We start from the raw sequence: 16989 nt of genomic DNA on the forward strand, positions 1-16989 counted from the left end.
TCTCTCTCAGCTCCTCTTCACGATCAGGAAAGGTATTGATGCCGGCGCTGACGCCAACCATCTTGTAAATCCCCACATCACCCATAAGGGCCGATGATGACCGGAAAGATCCTTTTCCGGATCGTCGCAATGCTTTTTTCCACTGCATCCAGGGCACGATTCCGCTCATCCTCTTCGGCCCAGTGCATGGCATCCAAGAGCGAGTTGTGCGGATAGCCAAGTGACCGGATCATCGTCACGAACAGTGCCGGCAGCCGGGGCGACAGCTCCTCCCCGTTCATCACCGCCCAGGCAAGGGTCCAGGCGCGGGCCACATTCATCAGATCATAACCGCCGCCCCCCATTGCCACCCAGGGAATGCGAAGTGCCTTGAGCTTTCTCAGGATGTACCCGTAGCTGTGGGTGGTGATCTCCAACCGGGTCAACGGATCGGTGCGGAAGGTATCGGCCCCCAATTGGGTCACCAGCACGTCCGGATCAAAGGCGGCGATCAGGGGATAGGCCACCTCGTCAAAGGCCTTCATGAACAGCGCATCGTCCACATGGGCCAGAAGCGGCACGTTCACCGAATAGCCCCGTCCGCGGCCGGTGCCGATCTCGTCCTCGAAACCGGTACCGGGGAAGAAATAGATGCCGCTTTCATGGATCGAGATGGTCAGGACCCGGTCGGTGTCGTAGTACGCTTCCTGCACACCGTCGCCATGGTGGGCATCCAGATCCAGATAGGCCACGCGCAGCCCTTTGGCCAGCAGCGTATTGATGGCAATAACCGCATCGTTCAGATAGGAAAAGCCGGAAGCCCTGGCCCGGTGAGCATGGTGCCAGCCGCCGGCCAGATTGAAGGCGGTGGCGTACCCCTCCTCAGTCACCAGCCGGGCCGCCTCAACGGTGGCAGCGGTGCTGCGTCGCGCCCAGTCGTAAAATCCTGGGAACACGGGATTCTCGCTATCCCCAAGGCCATAGAGGAAGTCTGCCCGCGACCCGGCAGAGTCGTTGAACTCCCGCATCCTTGCCAGGTATGCCGGCGCATGGAAGGAGAGGAGCAGCTCTTCGTCGATTTCACCACCTGGATGAATCGTACTGTTCGGGAGCCGGTCCAGGCCGTAGGCCGCAATCAGATCATAAGCCAGGCGAAACCGCTGCACCTGGAAGGGATGGTGATCACCGTACGTATACGCGCTGAACTCCGGCGAATAGATGAGGGCAGTTCTGGCCGGCACGGTCACCTCATCAGTGGGAGGGAAGCATTATGCCATATTTCTTCAGCAGGTCGTAGAGAGTGGGCCGGCTCACCCCCAACTCCTCGGCAGCCTTCAGCACGTTACCTTCATTGCGCTCAAGGGCCGCAGTGATCATGTTTTTTTCCAGGCGCTCCCGGGCATCACGAAGGGTCACGGCCTCGGCCGGGGACTGATCTGCAACGGGCTCTGCTTCCGGCGTGAAACCGAGATCAACCGGCTCGATGGCTCCGCCTTCACTCATGATCACGGCGCGCTGGATCCGGTTGCGCATCTCGCGCACATTGCCGGGCCAGTCATACACCTCGATCTGCTCAATGGCGGCAGCGTTGAAACGGCGGATACGTTTCTTGTATTCGTCGCTGAAGAGGTTGAGGAAGTAGTTGGCCAACAGGAGGCGATCCCCCTTCCGGTCCCTGAGCGGCAGAAGATTAATGGTGACCACCCCGACCCGGTAATACAGGTCCTCCCTGAGCTTACCCTCCCGGATCGCCCGCTCGATCTCCACGTTGGTGGCACAGACGATCCGGACGTCCACCGCGATATTCTCCCGGCCCCCGACCCGCTGGATGATGCCGTCCTGGAGAAACCGGAGCAGCTTCACCTGGAGATTCGCCGGCAGTTCGCCCAGTTCGTCCAGAAAGAGTGTTCCCTTGTGGGCATACTGGATCTTGCCCATCACCATGGAGTGCGCGCCGGTGAAGGCCCCCTTCTCGTGACCGAAGAGCTCGGACTCCAGGAGGTTCTCCGGAATCGCCCCACAGTTGATCGGCACGAACGGGCTGCCTTTGCGAAGGCTCGTCTCGTGAATGGCCCTGGCAACCAGTTCCTTGCCGGTTCCGCTCTCACCGGTGATGAGCACCGGCACATCCGTGGTAGAGACCTTGCGGATCGAGGTAAAGACCGCCTGCATCTCCGGACACTGACCGACCATCCCCCCCATGCCGACCGCCTTGGACTCCGACAAATGGCGCAACTGGCGGTTCTGCTCCTCGATATTGGCAAGATGAAAGGCCCGGGCGATGATCACTTTCAACTCATCCAGAACCGGCGGTTTCGGGTAGAAGTCATAGGCTCCGGTCTGGATGGCTTGCAGCGCATTGTCCCGCTCGCTGTTGCCGGTCATGACAACGACCTTGGCTTCCGGGTTCTCGGCCAGCATCTCGGCAAGGCAGCGGAATCCTTCCTCGGAACTGTCCTCGTGGGGAGGCAACCCGAGATCGAGAATGACCACCTTGGGCTGCTGTTTGCGAAACTGGACCATGCCGTCCCGGCCATCAGCGGCCAGCAGTATGGAGTAGTCGCGAGCAAGTCCCCATTTCAGCTGCTGGCGGATCTCCTCGTTATCGTCGACAATCAGAAGCTTTTCCATAGTAATTTGAACCCCGTGACTCGTAACCAGTGACTCGAAAATGCCTTTAACCAGGAACCGGTAAACGTCTTTAACCAGTAACGAGTTACCAGTTACCAGTCACGGCTTTTTAAGCCACACGGTGAAAACAGTCCCCTTCCCCACCTCGCTCTGTACCTCCAGCCTCCCGCCATGGGCCTCCACGATCTGCCGCGACTGGTAGAGCCCGATGCCCAGCCCTTTCTTCTTGGTAGTGGCAAACGGCTTAAAGAGCTCCCGGCGTACGTAGTCTGCAGACATCCCGCTTCCATGATCGACGACCCTGATGTGGGGTGCTCCGACCATCGCCACTTCGACGGCAACTTGGCTCCCGTCCGGCGAGGCCTCCACGGCATTAAGCAGGAGATTCAGAAGCACCTTCTGCAACTCCTCGGCATCGACCTTGACCACCAGCGGCTCGCCCCCGACGGTCACCCGATCGGCCGGCAGGAATGCCATTGCCCTGCGAACCACGGTCTTCAGATCTACCGGCTGCAGATTGAGCAGTTCCTTCTCACCCAGGTTCTTCAGCCGGCCGATCAGCCCCTGCATCTTGTTCACCGTGTTGTCGAGAGAGCGGAGCATATCCTGCTGGAAATCGGGATTATCGATGTAATGACGGGCGTTGTCAACCATGAGGGAAAGACCGGCCACATGATTTTTCAGGTCGTGGATGACGAAGGTCGCGATATTGCCGATCGCCTCCATCTCCCGCGACCGGGTAAGCTGGTCGGACAGCCGCTGGTTGCGCAGGGCGAACGTGGCCTGGCGGGCGATGGTCTTCATCAGATCGAAGTCCTCGTACATTACGGTCTCATTCGGATTGACCTGCCTGCCGAGAACGATGAACCCTTCCAACTGCTCGCCTGACAACAGAGGAACAACAAAGGAAACCCGGTATCGTTCCAGAAACGACCGGGTCTTCGCCGGCACTTCAAGAAAATTGTCGGTATGGCGAAACACCCATCCCCGGCCGGCGATATAGCGGACCAGCGGGTCATCATGCCCAAACGTTTCCGACAGCGCTTCCATTTCATAACCGGCCGTATTCACATAAGTTTCCAGATCAGGATCGAGGAGATAGAGGGCGGCGGACTGAATCCCGAAGGCGTCACAGTAGGCAGAAAGGATCACCTGTTGGAGGTCCGCCTCACTCTGGCGGCTTGCCAGCCGCTCGGTAAACTGAAGCCACTGGACCCGGTAATCGTACTTGCTCTGATAAAAGTTTTTGTGGAGAAAGACCCTGATCTCCCGACGGACCTTTCCGGAAAGGAAGAGAATCAGCAGGGCTATCCCGGTGGAGAGGATGAAGCCGATGGTCACGGAGCGCTGAAACTCCGCGCCGAAATAACGCATTCCTTCGCCAAGGAGACCGATCAGGACCAGGTAGATGCCAACGGCAATGAGAATTACCGACTTGAATGCCACCTGTCGGGAAACACGGATTTTTACCCCTTCCCGCTGCCGCAACCTGCCATAGGACATCATCCCTACTGCCAGGATCATAAAAAAGGAACGAATCACGATAAAATGCATGTTTATGGTGCGAAAGAGGAGTGCCTGGCTGTAGTAAAGCGCATAAACCGCCAGGATGATGCCGACCCCTATTGTCTCGAATTTAATCTTCCACAGTTCAGCAGGCGTTGCATTGGCCAGGGTGGTCTCCAGATTGACCAGCGAGATAACCAGATAAACCATGATCCCGATGTAAAACGCGAAACCGACCGGCGCGAGAAATACCACCTGTTCAAAGGGAAAGTCAGGGGCGTAGAAAAAGCTGGTAAGCGGGAATAGCCATGCAGCCAGGGGGAAACAGAGGGACAGGAGCAGCAGCCCCCACTGTAGGCGGGAGATGTTGCGCAGCCCCCCCTGCCGGGTATGGGTTGAGCTGGCAAGCAGCCAAGTCAGGGGTAATACTGCCTCGGCAAAAAGCGCCCAGCGTCCCCAGCCAACCCCGCTGCCGGAAAAATTCAATGACAACAGGTTGAACCCGTCCAGAACGGCTATCATGCCAAGGGCAAAAGAAAGCAAGCTGTCGGCGACAGGACTCCTACGGCTGTAAGCATTCCAGCACGCATACGTCATTGAGACAATAATTGCAGCGATGCCTGTCACTAGCGGAAAGTCCATGTTAGGATATGCTTTATAGTACAATTCCCGGGCAGTGCAACCACAAAATGGAGTCTATCACAGTGTACGTACCCTATGACTCCCTGATCTCCTGCATCGCCTCTTGTCCGGTGTCAAATCGTTTGTGATGAACCAATTCAGTCTTCAGAATCCCCCGGAAACTCTCCATCGGGGCATTGTCGTGGCAGTTACCCTTGTGTCATCATACCGAACTGAGGGGATCAACAACAAGGTCAAGCGGTTAAAACGTATGGCCTATGGGTATCGGGATATTGCTTACTTTTTGCTGAAAATCCATCAGCACTGTGGCCTCCTCAACCCGAGGTGCTTCAACTAAAAGGCGAACGACCTTATAAAGAAGGTGGATACCAGAAGGCTCTGATGATAACCTGGTCGTTCTAAGCGCCTGGGCGACTGACGTGACCTAGAGGTAACGAGTGGAAGAGTTGGTCAAAATCATGCTGGCATCCGGCAAAGCCGGCCTCGACCTCGCGCTTTACGTACTGATGCCGGTGCTGGTCATCATGATGGGGATCATGAAGGTGGTCGAGGCCCGTGGTATTCTGGCTCTGGTCGCCAAGCTGCTGCGGCCATTTCTGCGGCGTTTCGGCATTCCCGGCACCGGTGCCTTTGCCATCGTGCAGATGCTGCTGGTCAGCTTCGCCGCGCCCCTTGCCACCCTGGCGATCATGGAGAAGGACGGAACCTCGAAACGGCAGATCGCCGCCACCCTGGCCATGGTCCTGACCCTGTCCCAAGCCAACGTGGTGTTCCCCATGGTGGCCGTGGGGCTGAACCTGGGCGCTATCATGCTGACCTCCATCGTCGGAGGGCTGGCAGCGGCCGCGCTGACCTACTACCTGTTTGCCCGGTCGGCCGACGACGCCAGCCCCCCTGAAGCCGGCATCGTTCCCGATCCGGAAAAATGCCGCCGGACCACGACCCTCAACCTCCTGATCGTCGGCGGCCAGGAAGCGATCCAGGTCATCCTCGGCACGATCCCGATTCTGATCCTGGCCATCTTCCTGGTGAACATCCTGAAGGCCACCGGCGCCATTGCCCTGCTGGAGACCCTGCTGACCCCCCTGTTCCGCCTGATCGGCTTTCCGCCCGTTGCCGTGCTGCCGCTGGCCACAAAGTACCTGGCCGGCGGCACTGCCATGATGGGGGTCACCCTCAACCTGCTGAAGGAAGGGGCCATCACCACCCGGGAGCTGAACCGGATGGCGGGATTCATCACCAATCCCTGCGACCTGGTCGGGGTCGCCGTGCTGATCTCGGCCGGCAACCGCTGCGCCTCCGTGGTCCGCCCGGCCATCGCCGGTGTGGTGGCAGGGATACTGATTCGCGGCGTGCTGCACCTGTTGATGTTCTGAGACGTGTGAAAATAATCCTATCGCGAGGTATGGGCATGCTGACCACCAAGGAAGCAATCGAAGAGCGGCGCAGTATCCGCAAGTTCAAACCGGAGCCGGTCCCGGATGAACTGCTGGCAGAACTTCTGGATGCCGCCAGACTGGCACCTTCCGGTTGCAACGCCCAACCGTGGCGCTTCAAGATCGTCAAGGACAGTGACACGAAAGGAAAACTGGCACAGGCGGCCTTTGACCAGCCGTTCATCGCGGCTGCGCCGGTGGTGCTCGTCTGCTGTGCGGACATCAGGGGGTACGTGGAAGGGATGGTCTCCTGCACCGAAGACCTCGGTAAGATAGGGGCGGTCGAAGATCGGGTGGTCAAGATCATCCTGAAGGCATCGGACAGGATGAGCGAGATGCCGCTGGAGCAGGTCGGCCCCCGCATTGCCTTGAACGTCGCCATTGCGGTGGAGCATATCGCTTTGCGCGCCCTCGATTTCGGTCTGGGAAGCTGCTGGATCAGGCTCTTTGATGAATCGGCGATAAAGGGGATCTTTGGCTGGGACGACAATCTGCACGTCGTAGCCCTCCTGCCGCTCGGCTATCCGGCCGAGGCGCCACTGCCGAGAAAGCGGCGGGCATTGGAGGATATCCTGCTGTAGGTTTAGGGCATGAACGATCCATCGCGTCACGTACGTGACGCGGGGAAATGGTGTCATTTTACCGGGGCATGAATGCCCCGGCTACCAGCATTCAGTCGCTATGCGACGTAAGCAAGAACCAAACCGGACAATGCTGAAATCGCTCCAAGGAGAGAAGAGGATTATGAATGAGATTCTGAGGGGTTTCCCCGTTGTTGTAGAGTTTCCGATTGCATGGGGAGAGATGGATGCCCAACAGCACGTCAACAATGTCGTCTACTTTCGCTACATCGAGAATGCCCGCATAGCGTATTACGATAAGATCGGGGCCTGGAAGATGATGGAAGAGTCCGGGATAGGAACGGTTCTGGCCTCAACCCAGTGCAGATACAGAATCCCGCTGACCTATCCCGACACCGTTTCGGTGGGGGCAAAAGTCACGAAGGTCGAAGCGGATCGCTTCACGATGGAATATCGTGTGGTGAGCCACCGGTTGGGCAAGCTCGCAGCAGAGGGGAAAGGGGTGCTGGTGACCTTCGATTTCCGGGAGAACAGGAAGACTCCCTTGCCGGAAGAGCTGAGAACAAACATTTCTTCCCTGGAAGCCACGGTCGTGGAGCAAGCCGGGGCCCATGGCGAGTAACCACAGCAGGAAAGTCCACAATGCAGACTACCCTTGCCGCATATGGCGCCCTATTGAGAGAGGTGGACCGCTGGTTCGCCGGCTGCCTGGAGCACCACCCCGGTGAAATCTCCTGCACCAGCGGCTGCAGCGACTGCTGCTGCAGCCTGTTCGACATCACCCTGCTGGATGCCTGGAATCTGAAGAGCGGCTTCGACCTGTTGCCGGACGAGCTTCGCCGCCCTGTGATTGCCGAGGCAGAGTCGAGACTGGCCGGACTCCATCAAGTCTGGCCCGATTTCGTAGCGCCCTATATCCTCAATCTGCGGCCGGAAGAGGAGTGGAACGATCTCATGTCCGACGAAGATGAGACACCCTGCCTGCTCCTGGCCGACAACGGCACCTGCCTCGTCTACGACCATCGCCCCATGACCTGCCGCCTGCACGGCCTGCCGCTGATCGACGTCTCCGGCGAGATCATGCATGACGAGTGGTGCACCATGAATTTTACCGGATGCAACGACCCGCTGACGCTGCCCGGTCTGGCCGGAGAATTCGAGCGGCTCTTTCGTGAAGAGGTGCGTCTCGGCCGTCAGTTTACCGGCCAACTGCTGGGCGAAGTGGTCCATGAACTGGACACCTTCATTCCGACAGCCCTGTTGGTTGATTTCACTCGGTTTGACTGGGGTGGGTGGTGGCAAAGACACCGCAACCGGATTATGCGGTTGCAGCAGCCCTGAAATGGACGTTCAGGTGCGTTTGAACATCTTCTCAATTTCGGCAAGGGTCATGGTCGCGATGACCGGGCGGCCATGGGGGCAGCGGGTGGCAAAGTCGATGGCGTCCATCTGCCGGAAGAGCTCCCGGATCTCTATTACCGAAAGGCTTTGCCGGCCGCGCACCACGCTGTGACAGGCGATGGTGGCGAGCAACCCCTCGACCAGATCGGCCATGGAGCGGCTGCGGCCAATCCCCTGCAATTCCTCCAGCATGTCGAGCACGGTCCGATCGGCGGGGAGGCGGGCGATCAGCCGCGGCACCGCCTTGAGCAACCAGGTATTGCCGCCGAAATGGTCCAACTCGAATCCGAGACGGAGAAACTCCTCAGAGTGCTCCCGGGCGGTCGCACTCTGGGCAGGCGAAAGCTCCAGGGTCTCGGGAAACAGCAGCCCCTGCCGTTCGATCCCACCCGAGGCATATTCGGCGCGCAGCCGCTCGAACGCGACCCGCTCATGGGCCGCATGCTGGTCGATCATGACCAGATCATTCCCTTCCTGGCAGACGAGATAGGCGGCATTGAACTGACCGATGACGGTCAGGGAGGAAAAGTAGCCCGCTTCCGGGCCCGCCTCGCTGGCTGGCTGTTCCGGCAGCGCTGCATTTGTCACGGCGATTTCGGTCTGTTGAGTAGAGAGCGGTCGTTGTTCGACAACTACAGACGCCTGCACCCGGGATACCGCTTCCATGGTGCCGCCAGTGGGCTGCCCGCCTGACCATCCCCGTGGAAAAGATTCCTGGCGGTGGGGTGTCTGCGCATAGCTCTGGAGCGCATCCCGTACCCCGGCCACCATCTCCCGACCGACAAAGGCCGACGCGTTGTCGCCGGACTCACGCCTGCCGTCCGCAAGCCAGGGAGCGGAGCGAATGGCAGCCTCAATGCCCCCCAGGATGATGTCGTGCACCCGCCCCTGCTCCCGGAACCGGACTTCATGCTTGGTGGGATGCACATTGACGTCCACATCCCCCGGCGGCAGGTCGATGAACAGGACAACGACCGGGTAGCGACCCCGCTCCAGGACCTGACGGTACCCCTGAAGAACGGCATGCTGCACCACCCGGTCCCGCACAAAGCGGCCGTTGATATAGGTGTACAGGGCGCTGGCCGACGAGCGACTGCTGGCAGGACCACCCACCAGCCCATGCACCGACACCGATTCGTCGCAATAATCGAAATGGTAGAGATCACTGGCCAGTCGTTTGCCCAAGAGCTCCGCAGCGCGGCTCTGCAGTGTGCCGGGAAGGGCACGGAATACCATTTTACCGTCGTTCAGATAGGTAAACCGGACATCGGACCTGGAGAGGGCAAGTCTGGTGAGAAACTCCCCCACATGACCGGCCTCGGTCTCAGGGCTTTTCATGAACTTGAGCCGGGCGGGGGTATTGAAAAAGAGGTTGCGCACCGCGATGATGGTCCCCTCGGCCATGCCGAACTCCTTCACCTCCCTGATCCTCCCCCCCTCGGCGTAAATCTCCGTTCCGGCCAGGCTTCCCCGCTCACGGCTCTGAATGGTAAAGCGCGAAACCGAGGCGATGGAAGGAAGTGCCTCCCCCCGGAACCCCAGCGTGCCCAGATTGAACAGGTCGCTATCGCTGGCGATTTTGCTCGTGGCATGTCGCTCCAGCGCCAGGAGGGCATCATCCCCGGACATCCCGGAACCGTTGTCCGTCACCCTGATGAGACGCTTCCCCCCCCCCTCGATCTCGGCAACGATATCGGTACTCCCCGCATCCAGGGCATTTTCCACCAGCTCCTTGACAACCGACGCCGGACGCTCCACCACCTCGCCAGCAGCGATCTTGTTCGTGATTGACTCGGGCAGTATCCTGATACGGGCGGCCACGCTAACTCCTTGGTGATGAGGGTCTGAATCAAGTACAAAAAAAAGCCGGAACCACAGGTTCCGGCTTATCATGAGGCTGCAAACGTTGCAATAGTTTCTTGTTGGACTGCCGAAGAAGGCTTCTACGCGTAGGTTGAAAAACCGCCTTTTTCGCTTTGTTGAGGGGGTGCCACGTTCTCGGAGTTCTTGGCCAGCATGGTGGCAACCTGGTTCTGCGCATCGGCACTCTGTTTGAGGGCCACCACACCAAGCTGGGAGTTGTTCATCTGGTCGCGCAGATAGAGGGCTTGGTTCGCTACTGAAGTGATTTCCATGGCATTACACCTCCCATTTGCAGCCTACAGGAATATTGTCGAGCCCTGCAAGAACATTCTTTAGAAATAAATCCCGGATCTGAAAAGGCGGCCGAATAATTAGCCACCAACGCCTAATTATTCAGCAGCACAAAGGGATCAATATCCCCACGCCCACTAAATTTATCATATATTCAGCATGTTGCAACTTGGCAAAGTCATTGCTTATCTCTCACAGATTTTCCAACGACGGAAAAGACGCTACCAATGGAGGTAAGCAATGGACGTGTCAATGATGACAACGCTGCGCGCCAGCACGGATGTACTTTTTCTCATGCTCGGTGCCGTCATGGTCTTTGCAATGCATGCCGGATTCGCCTTTCTGGAGGTGGGGACGGTACGCAAGAAGAACCAGGTCAACGCCTTCGTAAAAATCCTCACCGACTGGGCAGTTTCCACCGTTGTCTATTTCCTGATCGGGTTTCCCCTCGCCTACGGCATTTCCTTTCTCAAACCCGCGGACCAGTTGATGGCGGGCAACCAGGGATATGAACTGGTGCACTACTTCTTCCTGCTCTGCTTTGCCGCCTGCATACCGGCCATCATCTCCGGCGGGATCGCCGAACGGGCGAAATTCTGGCCACAGGTCTTGGCCGGCGCTATCTTTGCCGGGGTGACCTATCCTCTCTTCGAATCGTTTGTCTGGGGCAAGAACTCCTCAATCCTGCAGGACCTGTGCAAACGGGTCGGCGGTGCGGAATTCCACGACTATGCAGGATCGGTCGTCGTGCACTCCCTGGGCGGCTGGCTCGCCCTACCGGCAGTCATGATCCTGGGGCCACGCATGGGTCGCTACCTCCGGGGGAAATCACACCCAATCCCCATCAGCAGCATTCCCTTTCTGGCCCTCGGTTCCTGGGTGCTGGCGATAGGCTGGTTCGGGTTCAATGTCATGAGCGCCGGCCACTTGGACAAGATATCCGGCCTGGTTGCCGTAAACTCGCTTCTGGCGATGGTTGGTGGGATACTGGTCGCAGTACTGATCAGTAAGTGCGATCCGGGTTTTGCCCACAACGGTGCACTTGCCGGGCTGATTGCCGTCTGTGCCGGAAGCGACGTCATGCATCCACTCGGTGCGTTCGTCACCGGAGGGATCGCTTCTCTCATCTTCGTATACGGGTTTCAGTTGGAGCAGGAAAAACTCAAGATCGACGATGTCCTCGGCGTCTGGCCGCTCCATGGGATTATCGGCTCGTGGGGTGGAATCGCCGCCGGCTTCTTTGGCCTCAAGGAACTGGGAGGGATGGGTGGGGTCTCTCTCCTGTCACAGTGCATAGGGACCGTTGCCGCCATTCTGTTCGCCCTCGCGAATGCCTTCCTGGTCTACGGCATTCTGGCGAAAACCGCGGGTATCCGTCTCAGCGACGAAGAGGAGTTTGCCGGCGCCGACCTGAGCATCCACTCCATTGGCGCTTATCCGGAAGAGCACGTGCGCTAGCCGAGTCAACAATGACCTGCAACGAAAAAAGCCCGCGATCGCGGGCTTTTTTCGTTTACTCGTTACCGGCAGATATACTATCCGCTCAGGCCATTCTGAAGGAACGAAAGCATCTTCTGGGCAACATCCTTGCCGTTCACCTGATATTTCCCCGACTCAACCTGCGCCTTCACAGCCTCCACCCGATCGGCCCGGAAACTTGCTTCCTGCTCCTTCCCCTGGGACACGGCCTGACTGATTTGCTCAGCAGTCTTGGAAATATCGAGTCGGTCTTTCTCAACCTGCGCCTTGGTGCTGCTCGCTGCTTTCTTATCATCCGGTTCAACCTGCGGTGGCTGTTCGACCCGCTCGGTGCGGGGGGCCTGCAGTCCGGTCTGCGGTAAATTCCCATCAATTTTCATAACGATCCGCCTCCCTTCTCGCCATATGCTGCCATACTATTTCGGCCCAACACCCTAAAACTTTAGTCAATCATACACAGATATATATTATATATATTTAATAAAATTCGCAATCACTTGTCCTGTTTGACCAGTATGAGCACCTCTTCCAATCGGGACGTGTTCACAAACGGCCGGAGTTCTATGGTCTGAAAGATGCCATACTCACCTTTGCGCACCATGGTCACTTCACCCACGGGAAGCCCTTTGGGAAAGATCTGACCGACACCGGAAGTGACAATCACGTCACCGACCTTGATATCATCGTCCCGCATGGCAAATTCCATTGAACAACGACCATCCCCTTTCCCCTTTACCACGCCGCGCCCCCTTGAGCGCTGTGTAATACCGGCTATCGAACTGGCATGGTCCGTCACCAGCAGGACCCGCGAACTGCCTGCCGCCACTTTTATGAGCTGACCGACAACACCATTGGCGGCAATCACGGGCATTCCCTCCTGAAGACCATCCACGCTACCGCGATCGATCAGAATGGTTCTGAACCAAGGGGAGCTGTCCTCGCCGACGACATGCGCTGCCAGGATGGCGTTGGGCTGCCCGGCTTTCAGATTCAGAAGCTTCTGCAGACGATCGTTTGCCAGCACTGCCTCCTGGTCCTGAATGAGCCTGGTGTTGAGCCTTTTGACAGTCTCCCTGAGCTGCAGATTTTCCTGACGAACCCCCACCAGATCGATGTAATCATTCCAGATAGTCATAATGCCGCGGTTTACATGGTCAACAACACCGATAACAGGGGCAGTAATGGTAAGAACTGCGCGCTCGAATGGATTTGCCCGTTCCTTGTTTTTCAGGTTCAGGGAGTAGAAAATCAGAGCGGCCAGGAAAATGAAGCCGATCAAGACGACAATACGATATTTTTTAAACTGTTCCCACATGGCAATACCTGAACTAAAAACAGATATGGGGGGCCTTCCCGCCCCCCATGCAGCTGCATCTGTTGCCCCGGGTACCGATGGAACCCGAGGTAAAACAATCGATCAGTCGAGAATAAACGTTGAGCCCGACTCTTCTTCGTGCCTAATCTCGTCAACCGGGCTACGCTTACCCTCACCCGCGTAAAGTCGATTGGGGGCGTTGAACACCAGACCGTTTTCCATCCCTATGTTGCGGTAGGCATGGACCACTCCCGGAGGGACAATGACCATCAGGGGGCTGTCAACACCGGCATAGAAGAACTGTTTTACACCACAAGTCGACGAATCTTCCCGGCTATCCCACAGATAGACCTTGAAATTGGATGGCCCCATAAAGCAGAAATAATCGGTCTGATCCACATGTTCGTGGGGTCCGCGGGCAACACCGGGCTGGGTCATGGAAAAGTACGCCATGACCGGCATCTGTTCCGGAGCGGTTTCGTCCGCACGGAACAGCTCGGCCAGCCACCCCCGTTCATCCAGGTACTTGGTCAAAGGACGGATCACCACATCGTGAATCTTCCCTTTTTGAAATGTCGTTATCGCGCCCTTCACGAGTTCTCCTCCAAACCGCAGAGATCGGCTTCATGGTAAATACGCTGCAGGTACTCCCGGTACCCCGATTTCGGGGTATTTTCGATGATCGCCGCCATCTGTTGACAGTTGATGTACCCTTTCCGGAGGGCAATCTCCTCAAGGCAGGCAATCTTCAACCCTTGTCTGGCCTCCAGCGTGCCGATGAAATGACTCGCCTCCAGAAGACTTTGGTGGGTTCCGGTATCGAGCCAGGCGATTCCCCGTCCGAGCTTTTCCACTCGCAGCTTTCCGCGGCGCAGATACTCGAGGTTAACGTCGGTGATCTCCAGTTCGCCACGGGCCGAAGGCTTCATCTCCTTGGCAAGCTGCACCACCGAGCTGTCATAGAGATACAGACCGGGTACCGCATAGTTGGTCCTCGGCTTCGCCGGCTTTTCCTCGATGCCGATGGCCTTTCCCCGGCTGTCGAACTCCACCACGCCATACCGTTCGGGATCGTTCACGTAGTAACCGAAGATAAGGGCGCCATCCGTGAAATCGGTGGCAAGCCGGTCGAGTCCCATCTTGCCGTAGAAGATGTTGTCGCCTAGGATCAGACAGACCGGGTCGCCGTCTATGAACTCCTCGCCGACGATGAAGGCCTGAGCGATCCCCTTTGGCTCGGGCTGGACCTTGTAGCTGAGCTTGATCCCCCAGCGGGAACCGTCCCCGAGGAGGGCCTGGAAACGCGGCGTATCGTGGGGTGTGGAGATGATCAGGATCTCGTTGATCCCCGCCGTCATCAGGGTGGCGAGGGGATAATAGATCATCGGCTTGTCGTATACCGGCTGCAACTGCTTGCTGGCCACCAGGGTCAGGGGATACAGCCTGCTTCCGGCCCCGCCGGCCAGGATGATCCCCTTGCGAATAGTCATGACAGACTCCGTCTCCATAATTTCAAAACTATGCGGTTCGCGTACGATTTTTAACATACCCGCCAGACCAGGTCAAACGCAAATCCCGTTGTCACGCGGTCAGAACTATCATCCGGGCCGCCTCGGGAAGATCGTCACAGACCGGCACTCCGGGCGGCACCTTCAGCGCTTCAACAACGCCGTAGCCGGTCCGTACCAGAACTGGCCGGCATCCCGCCGCCAGGGCCGCCTCCACATCGGCAAGCTTGTCCCCCACCAGATAGGAGGCTCCCAGATCAACATGCCACTCCCGGGCTGCCGTCAGCAGCATGCCGGGCAATGGCTTGCGGCAGTCGCACTCCCTGCGATAGTCGCCCACCCCGTGCTCCGGATGATGGGGGCAGAAATAGTAGGCATCAATCGCAGCCCCGACCCGTGCCAGTTCACTGTCCATATGGGCGTGCAGACGGGCCAGGGCCGCCTCGTCGTAATAGCCGCGGCCGATGCCCGACTGGTTGGTGACCACGATAACGAGAAAGCCGGATCTACGCAGGTCCCGGATCACTTCGGGAACCCCGGGAATGAACGCAAACTCTTCCACCCGGTGCAGATACACACGCTCCTCGTTGATGGTGCCATCCCGATCGAGAAAAACCGCCCGGCGAAGGTCCTCACCCCTCACTCTCACTCCTCACCGGGGAAAAGTCGCTTCTCCACCAAGTCACAGATGATATGGATGATGGTGAGATGCCCTTCCTGGATACGTGGCGTGTCAACGCTCGGTACGATCAGCGCCAGATCGGCCTCCCCTTTTATGGTACCGCCATCTTTTCCCAGGAGGCCGATCGTCCGGCACCCCAGTTCCCTGGCCTTCTCCATGGCAGCAAGGACATTGGGTGAGTTGCCGCTGGTGGAGATCCCGACAACCACATCACCTGCCCGGGCCAACCCTTCCACCTGGCGGGCGAATATCCGGTCAAAACCGTAATCGTTCCCGAGCGCAGTCAGAATGGAACTGTCAGTGGTAAGCGCGATGGCAGGGAGCGCCCGCCGCTCAAGCTTGAAGCGACCAATGATTTCCGCGGCAAAGTGCTGGGCGTCAGCCGCCGAACCGCCGTTCCCCATGATCAACAGTTTTTTCCCGTCGCTCAGAGCCGCGACCAGCATGTCGACGGCCTCTGCTATCCGACCGCTGAGTGTCCGCTCTATTTCCGCAATGACCTGACCATGGTGCTGCAACTGGGCCTGGATTTCCTCATTCACGCGCTGCACTCCTTTCCCCGCAGTAAACCCGGCAATCACCCCTGCGCAGCAGTAATACCGGCAAAACGTGTTGCCTGGTTCTCCCGGATACCAGCGGCAAACACCGCAAAGTCCAGACCGCGATCCTGCCCCGGGACGGCTATGCCGTCAGGATTCGTGACGAATTCGACCGAAGGAAGCCGCGCAGCCAGATCGTTAGCACTGCGTCGGGCAGCCCGCTCGGTAAACAGTGCCGGCAGGCGAATGATCCGCAACCGGTCATGGCGGGTTGTCCAACCGGCATCCCGCAGCCCCCTGAACAGTCCGGAGTGGGCCAGTATGGTACAGCCGTGCCCCTGCCGAACCGCCTGCAAGGCCAGTTCGGCCACAGCGGAAACCGTCTCGGACCGGGTGTCGGCCGGAAGGTAGAAGCAATACTGCCGCTCAAGCCCCCACCGTTCCTCGTAGCGCACCTTCCCGTCACCCCGGCGCATCTGACGCGCTGACGGTGAACCGTAGAATTTGACCGGGAGGAGGTCCACGACCACCCGAGGCGCAACGCCGGTGCGAAACCCGGCCTGCCAGGCCCGCCTGGAGTAGTCCCGCAGACACCACTCCTCGTCCCACAAATCTTCGTCGAACCCGCCAATCCGGTCGTACAGCGCCCCCTTCACCAGCATGGCGCTGAACGAGCCATGATCGCGCTCGGCAAAACCGTCTCCGCTTTTGACTTTTTCATGCGCCTGCAGAAGGTTCCCCGGCACGACCATGCCGACATCATCCGCTGATGCAGCGGCCACAAGCCCATCCAGCCAACCGGGCCGCACCCTGGTCGTGCAGTGGAGGATCACCCGCAGCGCGGCGTCGGACCTGGCCAGGCCGGCATTGATCGCCCGCACATGCCCCAGATTTCGCTCAAATGAGATGAAGAGCGCGCGGTCATCCAGGTGCTCGGCAACGGCCTCCACCAACTGCTCGGTTTCCCGTTCGCACCCGTTGTTCAGGAAGATGAAACGGGCATCGGGCGTGTTCTCAACGAGGCTCGCCAGTGCGCTCCCCACCGAAGCGGCCTCCCCCCAGATCGGGATGATCAGGTCAACGGTTACGGTCGTATCTGCACCGCTATGGGTACTGCCTGTATATGTCGTCTGCAT

Annotated in this window: 17 protein-coding genes and 2 pseudogenes; 6 read left to right on the top strand and 13 right to left on the bottom strand. The window is 58.5% G+C overall.

Annotation, left to right across the window (positions count from 1 at the left end; translation table 11 throughout):
• Nucleotides 1-77 precede the first annotated feature (77 nt).
• The 4 genes and pseudogenes from JN12_RS09270 to JN12_RS09285 form a co-directional block, all read right to left on the bottom strand.
• Complete coding sequence (locus JN12_RS09270; protein WP_145021578.1) at nt 78-1220, bottom strand: acetoin utilization protein AcuC; 1143 nt, start codon at nt 1218-1220, stop codon at nt 78-80.
• Between the two features lie 10 nt (nt 1221-1230).
• Nucleotides 1231-2610: a PEP-CTERM-box response regulator transcription factor gene (prsR, locus tag JN12_RS09275; RefSeq protein WP_145021580.1), complete on the bottom strand. Its 1380-nt coding sequence runs from the start codon at nt 2608-2610 to the stop codon at nt 1231-1233.
• A 99-nt stretch (nt 2611-2709) separates the two neighbouring features.
• Nucleotides 2710-4758 (bottom strand): XrtA/PEP-CTERM system histidine kinase PrsK, encoded by a 2049-nt coding sequence (gene prsK / locus JN12_RS09280; protein ID WP_145021582.1) that lies wholly within the window; start codon nt 4756-4758, stop codon nt 2710-2712.
• Between the two features lie 79 nt (nt 4759-4837).
• Nucleotides 4838-4954: pseudogene (locus JN12_RS09285) on the bottom strand (IS3 family transposase); the annotation flags it as partial.
• An 18-nt stretch (nt 4955-4972) separates the two neighbouring features.
• Between JN12_RS09285 and JN12_RS20470 the strand changes: the two are divergent.
• The 5 genes and pseudogenes from JN12_RS20470 to JN12_RS09310 form a co-directional block, all read left to right on the top strand.
• Nucleotides 4973-5095: pseudogene (locus JN12_RS20470) on the top strand (transposase); the annotation flags it as partial.
• A gap of 100 nt (nt 5096-5195) precedes the next feature.
• Nucleotides 5196-6134 (top strand): nucleoside recognition domain-containing protein, encoded by a 939-nt coding sequence (locus tag JN12_RS09295; protein WP_145021586.1) that lies wholly within the window; start codon nt 5196-5198, stop codon nt 6132-6134.
• 35 nt (nt 6135-6169) lie between these two features.
• Nucleotides 6170-6775 carry a nitroreductase family protein gene (locus JN12_RS09300; RefSeq protein WP_170241882.1) on the top strand — a complete coding sequence of 202 codons (606 nt, stop codon included), beginning with the start codon at nt 6170-6172 and terminating at the stop codon, nt 6773-6775.
• Between the two features lie 163 nt (nt 6776-6938).
• Nucleotides 6939-7397, top strand: a complete 459-nt coding sequence (locus JN12_RS09305) for an acyl-CoA thioesterase (protein WP_145021589.1) — start codon at nt 6939-6941, stop codon at nt 7395-7397.
• Between the two features lie 20 nt (nt 7398-7417).
• The gene (locus JN12_RS09310; RefSeq protein ID WP_145021591.1) at nt 7418-8116 is read left to right on the top strand and encodes a YkgJ family cysteine cluster protein; all 699 of its coding nucleotides are present in this window, start codon (nt 7418-7420) and stop codon (nt 8114-8116) included.
• A 9-nt stretch (nt 8117-8125) separates the two neighbouring features.
• On the opposite strand, the gene mutL is transcribed toward JN12_RS09310, so the two are convergent.
• Together mutL and JN12_RS09320 are read right to left on the bottom strand one after the other, a co-directional pair.
• Nucleotides 8126-9997 carry a DNA mismatch repair endonuclease MutL gene (mutL, locus tag JN12_RS09315; RefSeq protein WP_145021594.1) on the bottom strand — a complete coding sequence of 624 codons (1872 nt, stop codon included), beginning with the start codon at nt 9995-9997 and terminating at the stop codon, nt 8126-8128.
• A 122-nt stretch (nt 9998-10119) separates the two neighbouring features.
• Nucleotides 10120-10311 (bottom strand): hypothetical protein, encoded by a 192-nt coding sequence (locus tag JN12_RS09320; RefSeq protein ID WP_145021596.1) that lies wholly within the window; start codon nt 10309-10311, stop codon nt 10120-10122.
• 259 nt (nt 10312-10570) lie between these two features.
• On the opposite strand from JN12_RS09320, the gene JN12_RS09325 reads away from it, so the two are divergent.
• Nucleotides 10571-11788: an ammonium transporter gene (locus JN12_RS09325; protein ID WP_145021598.1), complete on the top strand. Its 1218-nt coding sequence runs from the start codon at nt 10571-10573 to the stop codon at nt 11786-11788.
• Nucleotides 11789-11865: 77 nt separating this feature from the next.
• On the opposite strand, the gene flgM is transcribed toward JN12_RS09325, so the two are convergent.
• From flgM to JN12_RS09360, 7 genes are all read right to left on the bottom strand, one after another.
• Nucleotides 11866-12189, bottom strand: coding sequence for a flagellar biosynthesis anti-sigma factor FlgM (gene flgM / locus JN12_RS09330; protein ID WP_145021600.1), 324 nt, complete (start codon nt 12187-12189; stop codon nt 11866-11868).
• Between the two features lie 113 nt (nt 12190-12302).
• Nucleotides 12303-13124: a rod shape-determining protein MreC gene (gene mreC / locus JN12_RS09335; protein WP_145021602.1), complete on the bottom strand. Its 822-nt coding sequence runs from the start codon at nt 13122-13124 to the stop codon at nt 12303-12305.
• Nucleotides 13125-13226: 102 nt separating this feature from the next.
• Nucleotides 13227-13718, bottom strand: a complete 492-nt coding sequence (locus tag JN12_RS09340) for a dTDP-4-dehydrorhamnose 3,5-epimerase family protein (RefSeq protein ID WP_246125811.1) — start codon at nt 13716-13718, stop codon at nt 13227-13229.
• A complete protein-coding gene (rfbA, locus tag JN12_RS09345; protein WP_145021604.1) occupies nt 13715-14614 on the bottom strand; it encodes a glucose-1-phosphate thymidylyltransferase RfbA in 900 nt (299 codons plus the stop codon). Before rfbA ends, JN12_RS09340 begins: the two co-directional genes overlap by 4 nt.
• 91 nt (nt 14615-14705) lie before the next feature.
• Complete coding sequence (gene gmhB, locus JN12_RS09350) at nt 14706-15275, bottom strand: D-glycero-beta-D-manno-heptose 1,7-bisphosphate 7-phosphatase (RefSeq protein ID WP_145021606.1); 570 nt, start codon at nt 15273-15275, stop codon at nt 14706-14708.
• 2 nt (nt 15276-15277) lie between these two features.
• Nucleotides 15278-15856, bottom strand: a complete 579-nt coding sequence (gmhA, locus tag JN12_RS09355; protein ID WP_145021608.1) for a D-sedoheptulose 7-phosphate isomerase — start codon at nt 15854-15856, stop codon at nt 15278-15280.
• Between the two features lie 35 nt (nt 15857-15891).
• Entirely contained in the window at nt 15892-16989 is a 1098-nt protein-coding gene (locus JN12_RS09360) for a glycosyltransferase family 2 protein (RefSeq protein WP_170241883.1), read from the bottom strand.

This window comes from Geobacter argillaceus (genome assembly GCF_007830735.1).
Classification (GTDB): domain Bacteria; phylum Desulfobacterota; class Desulfuromonadia; order Geobacterales; family DSM-12255; genus Geomobilibacter; species Geomobilibacter argillaceus.